The organism is Pseudomonas sp. B21-017, assembly GCF_024749245.1.
GTDB lineage: Bacteria > Pseudomonadota > Gammaproteobacteria > Pseudomonadales > Pseudomonadaceae > Aquipseudomonas.
On the sequence record NZ_CP087194.1, the window covers coordinates 2,187,621 to 2,201,584 of the forward strand.

A 13,964-nucleotide genomic window follows, 5' to 3' on the forward strand; every position below is an offset into this window, starting at 1 on the left:
TTCGGAATGATCGCGACTTGATAGTTTTCCCCTGTCAGTTGGATTTTCAGGAGTAGGTCTTAATGCCATTTGCACGTATTTCACTGCACCGGGGAAAGTCTGCCGAGTATTTACAGGCCCTCTCACAAGGGCTGCACGACGCCTTGGTAGAAAGCTTCGAAGTGCCGATGGCTGATCGATTCCAGGTCATTCACCAACATGAAACGGGCGAGCTGATCTTTGATCCCGACTACCTGGGCGGTCCTCGTAGTGATGACTTTGTGCTGATCGCGATTACTGCCGGTCGCCCTCGAGACATCGAGACGAAACAGCGTTTTTATCGCAATCTGGTCGAGAAACTGGGCCGAGCGCCGGGCATCGATTCTGAGGACGTGATGGTGGTGATTACCACGACCGCGGCAGATGAGTGGTCGTTTGGTGGCGGGCGGGGCAACTAGTTTTTGCTCTCAAGCCTGTATTCCGTAAATGTGGGCTATCTGTGTCTATCGGCAGCGTGGCCCGGTTGATAGGGTCCGTATTCACTTCAAGTTGATGAGGCAATAATGGACCTTACCGCCATCCCCTTTGGGACTACCGATTGGTCGAAGATCGAACCGGTCGAACATGCCGGCCAGACGGGCATGGCCTATTGGCGGACCTGCCAGTTTGGTTCAACGCGTGTGCGGATGGTTGAATACAGCCCCGGATATCTGGCCGATCACTGGTGCTGGAGAGGTCATATCCTGTTGTGCCTGGAAGGCGAGCTACACACAGAACTGGAAGATGGCCGCCAGTTCACACTGACTGCCGGAATGAGCTATCAGGTGGGCAACGATGCCGAGGGGCACCGCTCGTTTACCACCAGCGGTGCGAAGTTGTTCATTGTGGATTGATGCGTCGGATCTGATCCGTATTTTTCTTGGCTATCTGCATCTGTAATGGGATCAGCCTGCGGCTCACAATGACGGCACGGTCAGCAGTGGCGGTAACCGCTGCACCGCAAACTCATAGCGTAGGAGGCCCCATGGGCAAGATGGCAATTTTCCTGGGTGGATTTCTGGTGTTGACCATTTTGATTGGCGCGCTGGCTACGATTTCTCCCGTTTAGTCTCGTCCTGCGATCAGCAAAAAGCACAACGCCTCCACACTGGGAGGCGTTGGTTTTCTTCGGACAAGCTGATGGCAGGGGGGCCAAGACCGCCTCAACGAATATGCTTGGAATAGGCCGCTTTAAGTGCCTCGGATACAAGGGCAATCAGTATCGGGGTAGAGCTGGACTGCATGTCTCTGCCGATGTCAGTTCGCCGTTCCAGCACTTTGCCAGCGTATTTGGATGCCTGGCCTTCAGACGCGAGTGATAACAGCTCTTCTTCAGTAAAAGACTTCTCATAAGCCGCAGCAAGATTTTGATTCCATTTCGGCTGGTACTGCGGAAGTAGCGCGTCAATTTCGCTCGATACGGCACTGTGTGCTTTTTCACTTCCTAACTTTTCAATGAGCATCGCAAAGGTTTGCGTTTTCTTTGCCGCCAGCAGTGCCAGTGTTGGCAGGCTGTCACCCACATGGGTTTGAGCAACAAAAGCGAGCGCTGTCTTATGCGCAAGTACTTCAGCCGTGACCGTGGTGGACAACACGATGGGCGCTACGAATGCGACCGCGACACAAAAAGACCTCATCAATTGATCTGGCTCCTTCGGTTCGCCACGTCGGTGATGCGCTACTGAGAACCCTAGTCGGGAAATACCTATATCGCTAGTGATTCGGTTCCACTTTGGCTTGAGCCAGGGCGACGTTGATGGCGTGACAGCCGTCGTGTACCCAGACTTGAAAAGCCCACTGAACCAGTAACGGTCAGTGGGCTTTTTTCACGCTGGATTGAGCGCCAGCATCACCTCAGATCAAACCGATCCAGATTCATCACCTTGACCCAGGCTGCCACGAAGTCTTTCACAAACTTCTCCTTCGCGTCGTTGCTGGCATAAACCTCAGCCAACGCCCTCAGCTGTGCATTCGAGCCAAACACCAGATCAACACGCGTCCCCGTCCATTTGAGGTCGCCGGTTTTGCGATCACGTCCTTCAAATTCCTCGTTGGCCTCCGACACCGGTTTCCATTCCACGCCCATGTCGAGCAGGTTTTTGAAGAAGTCGTTGGTCAACGCTCCCGGTTGCTTCGTGAACACGCCGTGTTGGGTTTGGCCGACGTTGGTGTTCAACACGCGCAGGCCACCAATGAGCACGGTCATTTCCGGCGCGGTGAGGGTCAGCAGCTGTGCCTTGTCGATCAGCAGTGCCTCGGCCGGTACGCTGTAGCGGGTTTTGAGGTAGTTGCGGAAGCCATCGGCGGCGGGTTCGAGGTAGCCGAAGGATTCAACGTCCGTTTGCTCTTGCGAGGCGTCCATGCGTCCCGGTGTGAAAGGCACCGTGATGGTATGGCCGGCATTTTTTGCCGCTTGTTCGACGCCGGCACAACCGGCCAGCACGATCAGGTCGGCCAGGGAGATTTTCTTGCCGCCGGTTTGCGCGCTGTTGAACTCGTTCTGGATGCTTTCGAGTTTCGCCAACACGCTCGCCAGTTGCTCAGGCTGGTTGGCCTGCCAGGATTTCTGCGGGGCCAGGCGCAGGCGTCCGCCGTTGGCGCCGCCGCGTTTGTCGGAGCCGCGGAAGGTGGAGGCCGCTGCCCAGGCGGTCGACACCAGTTGCGAGACGGTCAGGCCGCTGGCCAGGAGCTTGCCCTTGAGTGCGGCGATGTCGCTGTCGTTGACCAAGGCATGGTCGACCGGCGGGATCGGGTCTTGCCACAGGAGTACTTCGTTGGGCATTTCCGGGCCGAGGTAGCGGGTGAGGGGGCCCATGTCGCGGTGGATCAGTTTGAACCAGGCGCGGGCGAAGGCGTCGGCCAACTGATCCGGATTGGCGAGGAAGCGCCGCGAAATCGGCTCATAGATCGGGTCGAATCGCAGCGACAGGTCCGTGGTCAGCATGGTCGGATTACGCCGCTTGGACGGGTCGTGAGCATCCGGAATGATGCCCGCGCCGGCACCACCTTTCGCCGTCCACTGGTTGGCGCCCGCAGGGCTCTTGGTCAGTTCCCACTCGAAGCCGAACAGGTTTTCCAGGTAGTTGTTGCTCCATTTGGTCGGCGTGGTGGTCCAGGTCACTTCCAGGCCGCTGGTGATGGTGTCGCCGCCTTTGCCGCTGCCGAAAGTGCTCTTCCAGCCCAGGCCCTGTTGTTCAAGGCCAGCGGCTTCGGGCTCGGGACCGACGTTGTCGGCAGGGCCGGCGCCGTGGGTTTTGCCGAAAGCGTGGCCGCCAGCGATCAGCGCCACGGTTTCTTCATCATTCATTGCCATGCGCCCGAAGGTTTCGCGGATATCTATCGCCGCAGCGACCGGGTCCGGGTTGCCTTCCGGGCCTTCGGGGTTGACGTAGATCAGGCCCATTTGCACGGCGGCGAGCGGGTTCTCCAGGTTGCGTTCGCCCTCGGTGCGGCTGTCCTCATTTTTCCCCGGCTCAGCGACGAGAGGACCTTCGCCGGGTTCTTGCATGGGTTCTTTTTTGTCTTTTTCGTAGCGGGTGTCACCTGCCAGCCACTTGTTTTCGGAGCCCCAGTAGACGGCCTCATCCGGTTCCCAGACGTCTGGCCGGCCGCCGGAAAAGCCAAAGGTCTTGAAGCCCATCGACTCCAGTGCAACGTTGCCGGTGAGGACGATCAGGTCAGCCCAGGAGATGTTGCGACCGTACTTTTGCTTGATCGGCCAAAGCAGCCGGCGCGCCTTGTCGAGGCTGACGTTGTCCGGCCAACTGTTGAGCGGGGCGAAGCGCTGCTGACCGGAGCCGGCACCCCCACGACCGTCACCGACGCGGTACGTGCCGGCGGCGTGCCAGGCCATGCGAATAAACAGTGGCCCATAGTGACCGAAGTCCGCAGGCCACCAGTCTTGTGAATCAGTCATCAGTGCATGCAGGTCTTGCTTGACCGCCGCAAAATCCAGTTTTTTGAACGCTTCGGCGTAGTCGTAACCCTCGTCCGTGGGGTCGGACAGCCGCGAGTTCTGGTGCAGGATCTTCAGATTCAGTTGGTTCGGCCACCAATCGCGGTTCGTCGTGCCACCGCCAGCGGCGGCGTGATTGAACGGGCATTTCGATTCATTTGCCATGTGTGCGCTACCTTTGGTCGTGTTCATCCGGCTATCCGGCCCGGGGTTGGGCACGCAATAGCGACGAGCGGAATCAATGACATAGGCTGCAGCCGTGCGATCAATTGATCGTCGTGGTCACACGGGAAATCCGGATAGCGGCAATCGAGTTGCCAGCACGGTGGCCCACGGCAAGCCTAGTACGTTTCCTGACTCATTCGTATCTCTTCTCAGGTCTCAACCGGCCGGCTGATGCCAGCGCTCCAGTAAGGGTAGACGCCTATAAAGCAGTCAGCTAATAGGGGGAGTATTGGGAGGTGATAGGGATAGTCTTTTATCTGAGCCGTCGAGATGGAGTCGCTGTTACGCGTTTCTTTTATCCAGCGCCGGCAAAACGTAATCTGTCGCATCGACCTTTGGATGGAACCAAACCAATGCTGCTAACCCACCGCCCCGTCAGTGCTGAAGACGTGTTGACGATTTGCGACTTTCCTCAAACGCCCCAAGAGCTTTTTTTCATGTTCCCGAAGGCGCAGTACCCGCTGACGGAGGCTCAGCTGCTTGCATCGATAGCTCAACGCTCGGACTCAACGGTGGTTGAAGGGGATAATGCTGTTGTCGGTTTTGCTAACTTTTATTCGTTTGAACGCGATGGCGTTTGCGCGATCGGCAATGTGATCGTTTCACCCAAGGCTCGGGGGAAAGGTGTCGCGCGGTTTTTGGTGGAAACGATGGTGGGGCTGGCGTTTGAACGTCATCGGGCAAGCGAGGTGCAGCTTTCGTGTTTCAACGAGAACACGGCGGGGCTGCTTTTGTATCCGCAGCTCGGGTTTGTGCCGTTTGGGGTTGAGGAGCGGGTGTCGCAGGATGGGCGCCGTGTCGCGCTGATACACATGCGAAAGACAAGCAAGTAGGACGATGGCGGCAGGTCTGAGGAGAAAATCAACTTCGCATTCGTTCCGTGTCTTGTTTACGGAACGAGCCGAAAAGGCGAGTGAGGTCACGTATGATGGGCCTTTTCCGTTGACCGCCACCCAAGGATCCACCCGATGTCTTTAAGCAAACGCGATCAGGCACACATCGAACGTCGCCTGGTCGCCACTCTGACCGAGGCGTGCGAAACAGCCAAGGCGGAAATAGTCGGGTTTTGCTGGTTGACCCACGAAATCGATTACGACGCCTTTCCATCCAGCCTGCGGGTGATCTGGGTCTTCGATACGCAGGCCCATAAGGATCAGGCGCTGGCGAGCGGGCAGGGCGAGCGCATGGTCGAACTGACGGCCGTAGCATTAAATGAAGCGGACGTTCTCGTCAGCCCGGTCGCGGCCCATGTGCAGTTTGATTCTGAAGAGCAATGTCAGCGCGCCAATGGCGGCAACTGGCAGCAACGCCTGGCGCCCAAGCGCTCGACGCGAGGTTGAGCCGTGGCCAAGGATATCGAAAATCCGTGTATTTCCGTTTGCCAGCTCAGTGGTGAACTGTGTGTCAGTTGTGGTCGCACCAAGGACGACATCAGAAAGTGGAAACGCATGAAGCGCCCGGAAAAAATGGCGGCGGCGCAGCGGGCGAGTGTGCGGTTGAAGGGGCTTCAGAAAAGGAAGGGTTGAGGGTTCCTCAGGGCCGCGCACAAACCTCTCGAACACATTCACGCAGCCACCGATGCGCCGAATCGGCATCCATCCGTGGATGCCACAGCATCGAAATGGTGATCGGCGGCAGTTCGAACGGCAGCTCGAAACTGTGCAGGCCGGTGCGCAGGTTTTGGGTATGTCGGGCAGGCACGGTGGCGATCAGGTCCGAGGCGCGAGCCAGCGCCAGGGCGGCCGAGAAACCGCCGACGACGGTGATGATTTCCCGCTGCAGTCCCAGCGCTTCCAACGCTTCATCCATCGGCCCCTTATCGAGCCCGCGCCGTGAGACCAGGATGTGCCGGCCAGCGGCGTAACGGGAGGCAGTGATCTCGCCCTCGCTCAGCGGATGCCCCGTGCGAACGACGCCCACAAAACGATCCTCGAACAATGCACGGGTGCGCACTTCCGGGCTGGTCGTGCCGCCGACCACACCGGTTTCCAGATCGACCGAGCCGTCGCGAAGTGCGGCGCTGTCCTTGCTCAGCTTCTGCACGAAGTGCAAACGCACGCCGGGGGCTTGCTCACCGGCGCGGGCGATCAGCGCCGGGCCGAAGTTTTCGACGAAACCGTCACTGGTGCGCAGCGTGAATGTTCGAACCAGTTGCTTGAGGTCGAGCTGTTCGGCGGGGCGCAAAACCGCTTCGGCGTCTTGCACCAATCGACTGACGTGTTCGCGCAATTCAAGCGCTCGTGGCGTCGGCACCAGGCCGCGTCCGGCCCGGACCAGCAGCGGGTCGCCTGTCGTTTCGCGCAACCGCGCCAGCGCTCGGCTCATGGCCGACGGGCTCAGCCGCAGTCGTTGGGCGGCGCGGGCGACGCTGCCTTCGGCGAGCAGCACGTCCAGGGTAATCAGCAGATTGAGATCGGGAGTGGTCATGCCGCAACGTTAGCACGGCGCGGGGCTGACATGGCGTCAAACGCATCTATCAAGTGCAAATGCTGCGCCTTCCGCCTTGTCACGCACGGGCATACGCTGCTGCTCTACCTTTCAGACGTGGCCAGACAATGAAATCCATTACTCAATCAGGTTCGGTGCGCTGGGCGCTTGCGAGTCTTTCGCTGTCGATGTTGATGCCTTCACTCGACACCAGCATCGCCAATGCGGGATTGCCGACGTTGGCCGAGGCGTTCGATGCTTCCTTCCAACACGTGCAGTGGATTGTTCTGGCGTATCTGCTGGCGATCACCACGCTGATCGTCAGCGTCGGACGGCTCGGCGACATGCTCGGCCGTCGGCGTTTGCTACTGGTGGGCATCGCCATTTTTACCCTGTCATCGCTGGCCTGCGGTGTTGCGCCGTCGCTTGGGTGGCTGGTCGGCGCCCGGGCGGTGCAGGGGCTTGGGGCGGCGATCATGCTGGCGCTGACCGTGGCGTTTGTCGGTGAGACGGTGCCGAAAGCGCAGACCGGCAGCGCCATGGGGTTGCTCGGAACGATGTCGGCGATCGGCACCACGCTGGGGCCGTCGCTCGGTGGGGTGTTGATTGCCAGCGTTGGCTGGCAGGCGATTTTTCTGATCAACATACCGTTGGGTGTGCTGAACATCTGGCTCGCATATCGCTATTTGCCGGCGGATGTTCAGCGGGCGAAAGCAGGGCGGGTGGGGTTCGACAAGGCCGGCACGTTGCTGCTGGCGCTGACGCTCGCGGCGTACGCGCTGGCCATGACGCTCGGGCACGGTGATTTTGGAACGCTCAATGTCGCGCTGCTACTGGCGGCTGTTTTCGGCGTTGGGCTTTTCATCTTCGTCGAGGCCACGGTCGCATCGCCATTGATCACATTAGCGCTGTTCCGCCAACAGGGATTGAGCGCCAGCCTGGCCATGAGCGCGCTCGTTTCGACGGTGATGATGGCGACGCTGGTGGTCGGGCCGTTTTATCTCTCGGGTGCGCTTGGCCTCGGCACGGCACTTGTCGGTTTCGCCTTGTCGGTCGGACCGTTGGTGGCTGCATTGACCGGCGTGCCGGCCGGTCGCCTGGTGGACCGTTTTGGCACTCGGCGCATGACCCGTCTCGGGCTCGCGACAATGGCGCTCGGCGCGAGTGCTTTATCAATGATGCCAGCGGGGTTCGGCCTCCTCGGTTACCTCGCGCCCATCGCGGTGATCACGGCCAGCTACGCGTTGTTTCAGGCGGCCAACAACACCGCGATCATGACCGACATCCGCCCGGACCAGCGCGGCGTGATTTCCGGCATGCTCAGCCTGTCACGCAATCTCGGCCTGATCACTGGAGCTTCGGTGATGGGCGCGGTGTTTGCGCTTGCCTCGGCGACGACAGACATCTCCAGCGCGTCTCCCGCAGCCGTTGCCAGCGGCATGCGGATAACGTTTGCCGTCGCCGTGGCACTGATCATCCTGGCCCTTGCCGTGGCCCTGTTTCCACGGGCTTCAGACTGCTGCACTGTGTGCAGCAATGAACTGCAGTGAGCCTATATTGTTCATCTAAAATCGAATACCGATACTGCCTGAACATCGCGCAGTCGACGCTCATGGCGTTCAAGACATGGCTGGAGGCCAGATTTGCAGAGGGGCCGCCTTGGCTGCATGTGGACCGAAGCGAACTAAAACCTATGGGGCACGCCGATTAAATGTGGGAGCGGGCTTGCTCGCGAAGGCGGTGTGTCAGGCAACATCAGTGTTTACTGACACTCCCTCTTCGCGAACAAGCCCGCTCCAGGTTCTGCACCTGACTGCGTTCCTTTTAGTGAGCGCCTCTGATGACAGCCGCTTGCGCCGTGCGCAACGCATGCCGATTGCCACGGAACAACACCAGTGTCGCGATCAACCCCAGCACCGCCGCACCACTGAGCCAGATCCCCGGCGCTGCCTTGTTGTCCAGCACATGGATCAGGTACGTACAGGCCGCCGGGGTGAAACCACCGAATGTTGCGGTCGCCAGGCTGTAGGCCAAGGAGAAACCGGTCGTGCGCACTTCCACCGGCATGATCTCGGTCAGGGCCACCACCATGGCGCCGTTGTACGAGCCATACAGGAACGACAGCCACAGTTCGACAATCAGCAAGTGGCTGAAGCTGGGGTTCGCCACCAGCCACGACAGCGCCGGATAAGCCGTGAGGATCGCCAGAATCGTCGCGCCCAGCAGCAGAGGTTTGCGGCCGATCTTGTCGGAAAGCGCGCCCATCACCGGCAGCCAGAAGAAGTTCGACAGGCCGATGCACACCGTCACCAGCAGCGCATCCAGATCCGACAGATGCAGCTCGGCTTTGCCGAAGGTCGGGGTGTAGGCGGTGATCAGGTAGAACGACACCGTGGTCATCACCACCAGCGCCATGCCGGCGAGGACGATGCCGAAGTTCTGACTGATCGAGCGGACGATGTCCCGCAGGGTAGGGCGGTGTTTGCGTGCCTGGAATTCCGGGGTTTCTTCCAGCGAACGGCGGATCACGAAGATCGCCGGCACGATCATGCAGCCGATCAGGAACGGCACGCGCCAGCCCCACTCACCCATTTGGTCGGGGCTCAGCCAGTGGTTCAAACCCACGCCGAGCAGGCCGGCGAATACCACCGCGGCTTGCTGGCTGGCGGACTGCCAACTGACGAAGAAGCCTTTGCGGCCCGGTGTGGAGATTTCGGCGAGGTACACCGACACACCGCCCAGTTCCACGCCTGCTGAAAAGCCCTGCAACAGACGACCGAACAATACGATCAGCGGCGCCGCGACGCCCAGCGTGGCATAACCCGGCACACCGGCAATCAGCACCGTGCCGGCGGCCATCAACGCCAGTGTGATGATCAGGCCTTTGCGGCGGCCGTGGCGGTCGATGTAGGCACCGAGGAAAATCGCCCCCAGCGGACGCATCAGGAAACCGGCCCCGAAAGTGGCCAGAGACAGCATCAGGGAAGCAAACGCGCTATCGGCGGGAAAGAAGGTTTTGGCAATGGCCGTGGCGTAAAAGCCGTAGACCATGAAGTCGAACATTTCGAGAAAGTTACCGCTGACAACGCGAAAAATCGCTTTGCCTTTGCTCGTATTGGAAGACATGTGTAGGTACTCACTCTGGTCGATCTTGTTTGAAAGCGCTGCACCTATGTGGCGAGGGAGCTTGCTCCCGTTCGATTGCGCAGCAATCGTAAAACCGGTCACCGCTATCGCGAGCAGGCTCGCTCCCATGCGCTCTGAAGCCCATAATGGCGGGCGCGGTTTTGAGGGGAGATGAAGATTTGTTAACTGGACGATGGAGAGGGCTTGTGGTAGTGGTCGGGATTTTGTCCGGTTGTGGCAACGGCGATAGCCTGGAACGCTTCGACGGCCCGACCATGGGCAGCAGCTATTCGATCCAATACGTGCGCCATGCCGGTCTTCCCGCACCGGCGGAAGTCCGCGTCCAGGTCGAAAAAATACTCTCTGATGTCGATCGGCAAATGTCGACCTATCGCAGTGACTCCGACATCGAACGCTTCAATAACCTGCCCGCCAACCACTGCCAGACAATGCCTGCGCCGATCCTCGAATTGGTCCGCGTCGGCGAGCGCTTGTCTTTGCAAAGTGACGGCTCCTACGACCTGACGGTGGAACCGCTGCTCAACCTCTGGGGATTTGGCCCGCAGGCGCGTGAGGAAAAAGTCCCGAGCGCCGAAGCACTGGCCGAGGTGCAGCAGCGTGTCGGTCATAATCACCTGCGCATCGAAGGTGACCAGTTGTGCAAGGATGCCGCAGTGGAGGTCGACTTCAACAGCATCGCTGCCGGTTACGCGGTCGACACGATTGCCGCCGAACTCGAAGCGCTGGGCATCCACGACTACCTCGCTGAAGCCACCGGTGAACTCAAGGCCGTCGGTAAAAAACTCGACGGCTCACCGTGGCGCATCGCCCTGGAAGAACCCCGTGATGATCAGCAAGTGGCCGAGCGCATCATTGCCGTCGACGGCTACGGCGTGTCCACCTCCGGTGATTACCGTAACTATTTCGAGCAGGGTGGCCGGCGCTATTCCCACACCTTCGATGCCCGCACCGGAACACCGGTCCTACACACCCTGGCGTCAGTCACGGTGATTCATCCTTCAGCTTTGATGGCCGATGGCTTATCGACGCTGTTGCTGATTCTTGGCCCTGAACGGGGTTGGGACTATGCCCAAACGCATGACATTGCTGCATTCTTTGTGATTCGTGCCGATACAGGTTTTGTCACACGCACCAATCAGGCTTTTGAGCGCCTGGCCGGTGAGAAAACCGAGTGATTGCGGCTGCAAAAGCATTTTTCGATGGCTTTGTAGTGCAGGCAAAACTAGCCTACGACGCGACCAAGGGTTAATGTGCGCGGCGTTGACGCTTCTATAGACTGTGTCCGGGTTCTGCACTGGCCCCAAATTGTTCCTTCACGCCGCCGATCGGCGTGATTTAGCCGCAGGCGCCGAGGGTGTCGCGGCCTGTTCTGAGGAGTACGCATGGCTGTCTACAACTACGATGTGGTGGTGTTGGGTTCCGGCCCGGCGGGAGAAGGCGCGGCAATGAACGCTGCCAAGGCAGGGCGCAAGGTGGCGATGGTCGATAGCCGTCGCCAGGTCGGCGGCAACTGCACCCACCTGGGCACCATCCCGTCCAAGGCCTTGCGTCACTCGGTCCGGCAGATCATGCAGTTCAACACCAACCCGATGTTCCGGGCCATTGGTGAGCCGCGTTGGTTCTCGTTCCCGGACGTGTTGAAAAGCGCTGAAAAAGTTATCTCCAAACAAGTCGCCTCGCGCACCGGCTACTACGCCCGTAACCGCGTCGACGTGTTCTTCGGCACCGGCAGCTTCGCCGACGAGCAAACCATCGAAGTCGTCTGCGCCAACGGCGTGGTCGAAAAACTGGTGGCCAAGCACATCATCATCGCCACCGGTTCGCGTCCTTATCGCCCGGCGGACATCGATTTCCATCACCCGCGTATCTACGATAGCGACACCATCCTCAGCCTCGGCCACACCCCGCGTAAACTCATTGTTTACGGCGCCGGCGTGATCGGCTGCGAATACGCCTCGATCTTCAGTGGTCTGGGTGTATTGGTTGAGCTGGTGGACAACCGTGGTCAGTTGCTGAGCTTCCTCGACTCGGAAATCTCCCAGGCCCTGAGCTACCACTTCAGCAACAACAACATCACGGTTCGCCACAACGAAGACTACGACCGCGTCGAAGGCGTGGACAACGGCGTGATCCTGCACCTCAAGTCCGGCAAGAAGATCAAGGCCGACGCCCTGCTCTGGTGCAACGGCCGTACCGGCAACACCGATCAGCTGGGTCTGGAAAACATCGGCGTGAAGGTCAACAGCCGTGGCCAGATCGAAGTCGACGAGAACTACCGCACCTGTGTGCCGAACATATATGGCGCCGGTGATGTGATTGGCTGGCCAAGCCTGGCCAGTGCCGCCCACGACCAGGGCCGTTCGGCCGCTGGCAGTATCGTCGACAACGGCAGCTGGCGCTTCGTCAACGACGTGCCGACCGGCATCTACACCATTCCGGAGATCAGCTCGATCGGCAAGAACGAGCAGGAGCTGACTCAGGCCAAGGTGCCGTACGAAGTGGGCAAGGCATTCTTCAAGAGCATGGCGCGTGCGCAGATCGCCGGCGAGCCGCAGGGCATGCTGAAGATCCTGTTCCACCGCGAGACGCTGGAAGTGCTGGGCGTTCACTGCTTCGGTTATCAGGCGTCGGAGATCGTGCACATCGGTCAGGCGATCATGAACCAGCCGGGCGAGCAGAACACCCTGAAGTACTTCGTCAACACGACGTTCAACTACCCGACCATGGCCGAAGCCTATCGGGTAGCGGCGTACGATGGCCTCAACCGGCTTTTTTGAGCGGCTCCGGCCGGTGGCCTGAGCCGGCCGGGGAGACCGATTTCAGCAATTCTCGAGCGTGGCGGTGGCCAAACCGGGAAAGTCTGTAATCAGGCTGTCAACGCCGAAGTCGGCGAGCCTGCGCATCAGCGCAGGCTCGTTGACTGTCCACACCGACACATGCAGCCCCTGACGCTGCGCCTTCTGCAGGCGTTCCGGCGTACACAGGGTCCAGTTCAGCGCCAGCATCTCACAGCCATAGTTTTGCGCGACCTTCAACGGGTCGAGCCAGGCGTACTCGGCCACCAGTCCGCGAGACACGTCCGGCACCAGGTCCAGCGCGGCTTTCAACACTTCGCGTGAACTCGAGGTAATCGTGACCTTGTCCCGTATGCCGAAACGCTGGGCCATTTCGCGAATCGCCAGCACGGTGGTTGCGGCACGGGTGCGTGAAGCGCTTTTGACTTCCAGCTGCCAGTGCTCGAAATCGCATTTTTCGAACAACTCTTCCAGCGTCGGGATCGGGCAGGGTTTGATCCAGCCCGGGCCGCCCTTGCGCGCGTCGTAGGTCACCAGTTCCGCAGCCGTGTGTTCGGCCACTTTGCCGCGGCGGTCTGTGGTGCGTTTGAGGGTCGGGTCGTGGATCACCATCAACTCGCCGTCCTTGGACAGGTGCAGGTCCAGTTCGCAGCGGCGCACGCCGTGCTTGAGGCATTGCTGAAAGCTGGTCAGGGTGTTTTCCGGTGCTTCGCCCTTGGCGCCGCGATGGCCGTAGATGAGAGTCACGGTTCTTCCTTAATTAATGGCCGTTTTCGTTTTGTTCGCGCGCCAGGCGTCGTTCTTGTGCCTGTCGCTGCAAGATGTAGCGGGCCAGCAGTTGTCGCTGGGCATCGGACAGGTATTCGAATTCGGTGCCGACGTCGTAGCCGCCACCCTTGCGGTCGCAATGGGTGACGCGGGCCCGCAGTAACAGGCCGAGGGCTTGTGGCATCAGCACCAGCTTGACCGACAGGTGCGCGCCGACGGCAATGGGCGTCGGATGCTGAAAGTCGATGCCGCCTTCGGAGATGATCACCGGCTGCGGTTCGCCGATCTGTCCGAGCACGGTCAGGGCGACCACCTGGCTTAGCAGATCGATGCGTTTGTTCTGTGATTTGAGGAACGCGGCGATGGCTCGGTCGCGTTCGTTGATCTGGCGCAACAGGTGTTGCGACTCGAATTCGCTCAGGTGCAGTTCGCTGAGCAGGTTGAATAGCGGGGAAGCATCCTGCAACACTTCCTGGCCTGCTGCTTCGGGAGCAGACAGGGGCCGAATTTCCAGTGCGATCGTGTCCTCGATACGGTAGTATTCGCGGCGATCTTCTTCATCTAATGTCGACATGGCGAACCCATGGTAGCGGCGGTGGTCTGAGTGTAAAGCTGGTTATCGACCCCCG

General features: G+C 59.8%; 14 protein-coding genes. 8 read left to right on the forward strand and 6 right to left on the reverse strand.

The window, feature by feature from the left end; all coding sequences use genetic code 11:
* Nucleotides 1-62 precede the first annotated feature (62 nt).
* Both LOY28_RS09855 and LOY28_RS09860 read left to right on the forward strand, forming a co-directional pair.
* Nucleotides 63-437, forward strand: coding sequence for a tautomerase family protein (locus LOY28_RS09855; protein WP_064616942.1), 375 nt, complete (start codon nucleotides 63-65; stop codon nucleotides 435-437).
* A 105-nt stretch (nucleotides 438-542) separates the two neighbouring features.
* Nucleotides 543-872 carry a DHCW motif cupin fold protein gene (locus LOY28_RS09860; protein WP_018928161.1) on the forward strand — a complete coding sequence of 110 codons (330 nt, stop codon included), beginning with the start codon at nucleotides 543-545 and terminating at the stop codon, nucleotides 870-872.
* Nucleotides 873-1,181: 309 nt separating this feature from the next.
* Here the strand turns inward: LOY28_RS09860 and LOY28_RS09865 are convergent, their stop codons facing one another.
* Both LOY28_RS09865 and katG read right to left on the reverse strand, forming a co-directional pair.
* Complete coding sequence (locus tag LOY28_RS09865) at nucleotides 1,182-1,655, reverse strand: hypothetical protein (RefSeq protein ID WP_018928159.1); 474 nt, start codon at nucleotides 1,653-1,655, stop codon at nucleotides 1,182-1,184.
* 212 nt (nucleotides 1,656-1,867) lie between these two features.
* On the reverse strand, nucleotides 1,868-4,165 hold the full coding sequence (katG, locus tag LOY28_RS09870) for a catalase/peroxidase HPI (protein ID WP_258613537.1): 2,298 nt from the start codon (nucleotides 4,163-4,165) through the stop codon (nucleotides 1,868-1,870).
* A 386-nt stretch (nucleotides 4,166-4,551) separates the two neighbouring features.
* Here katG and LOY28_RS09875 point away from each other — a divergent pair, with 386 nt between their 5' ends.
* From LOY28_RS09875 to LOY28_RS09885, 3 genes are all read left to right on the forward strand, one after another.
* A complete protein-coding gene (locus LOY28_RS09875; RefSeq protein WP_096480712.1) occupies nucleotides 4,552-5,031 on the forward strand; it encodes a GNAT family N-acetyltransferase in 480 nt (159 codons plus the stop codon).
* A 135-nt stretch (nucleotides 5,032-5,166) separates the two neighbouring features.
* Nucleotides 5,167-5,538, forward strand: coding sequence for a hypothetical protein (locus LOY28_RS09880; protein WP_028939704.1), 372 nt, complete (start codon nucleotides 5,167-5,169; stop codon nucleotides 5,536-5,538).
* Nucleotides 5,539-5,541: 3 nt separating this feature from the next.
* A complete protein-coding gene (locus tag LOY28_RS09885) occupies nucleotides 5,542-5,724 on the forward strand; it encodes a DUF1289 domain-containing protein (RefSeq protein ID WP_081626539.1) in 183 nt (60 codons plus the stop codon).
* 7 nt (nucleotides 5,725-5,731) lie between these two features.
* On the opposite strand, the gene LOY28_RS09890 is transcribed toward LOY28_RS09885, so the two are convergent.
* On the reverse strand, nucleotides 5,732-6,625 hold the full coding sequence (locus LOY28_RS09890) for a LysR family transcriptional regulator (RefSeq protein WP_258613538.1): 894 nt from the start codon (nucleotides 6,623-6,625) through the stop codon (nucleotides 5,732-5,734).
* A gap of 128 nt (nucleotides 6,626-6,753) precedes the next feature.
* Between LOY28_RS09890 and LOY28_RS09895 the strand changes: the two genes are divergently transcribed.
* Nucleotides 6,754-8,175, forward strand: a complete 1,422-nt coding sequence (locus LOY28_RS09895; protein ID WP_258613540.1) for an MFS transporter — start codon at nucleotides 6,754-6,756, stop codon at nucleotides 8,173-8,175.
* A 274-nt stretch (nucleotides 8,176-8,449) separates the two neighbouring features.
* On the opposite strand, the gene LOY28_RS09900 is transcribed toward LOY28_RS09895, so the two are convergent.
* Nucleotides 8,450-9,751 (reverse strand): MFS transporter, encoded by a 1,302-nt coding sequence (locus LOY28_RS09900; RefSeq protein WP_064616948.1) that lies wholly within the window; start codon nucleotides 9,749-9,751, stop codon nucleotides 8,450-8,452.
* 146 nt (nucleotides 9,752-9,897) lie between these two features.
* On the opposite strand from LOY28_RS09900, the gene LOY28_RS09905 reads away from it, so the two are divergent.
* Together LOY28_RS09905 and sthA are read left to right on the forward strand one after the other, a co-directional pair.
* Entirely contained in the window at nucleotides 9,898-10,947 is a 1,050-nt protein-coding gene (locus LOY28_RS09905) for an FAD:protein FMN transferase (protein WP_258613542.1), read from the forward strand.
* Between the two features lie 207 nt (nucleotides 10,948-11,154).
* Nucleotides 11,155-12,549, forward strand: coding sequence for a Si-specific NAD(P)(+) transhydrogenase (sthA, locus tag LOY28_RS09910; protein WP_007935284.1), 1,395 nt, complete (start codon nucleotides 11,155-11,157; stop codon nucleotides 12,547-12,549).
* Nucleotides 12,550-12,591: 42 nt separating this feature from the next.
* On the opposite strand, the gene LOY28_RS09915 is transcribed toward sthA, so the two are convergent.
* Both LOY28_RS09915 and LOY28_RS09920 read right to left on the reverse strand, forming a co-directional pair.
* Complete coding sequence (locus LOY28_RS09915) at nucleotides 12,592-13,314, reverse strand: glycerophosphodiester phosphodiesterase family protein (RefSeq protein WP_064616950.1); 723 nt, start codon at nucleotides 13,312-13,314, stop codon at nucleotides 12,592-12,594.
* A 13-nt stretch (nucleotides 13,315-13,327) separates the two neighbouring features.
* Nucleotides 13,328-13,909, reverse strand: a complete 582-nt coding sequence (locus LOY28_RS09920; RefSeq protein ID WP_028939700.1) for a PilZ domain-containing protein — start codon at nucleotides 13,907-13,909, stop codon at nucleotides 13,328-13,330.
* Between the last annotated feature and the right edge of the window lie 55 nt (nucleotides 13,910-13,964).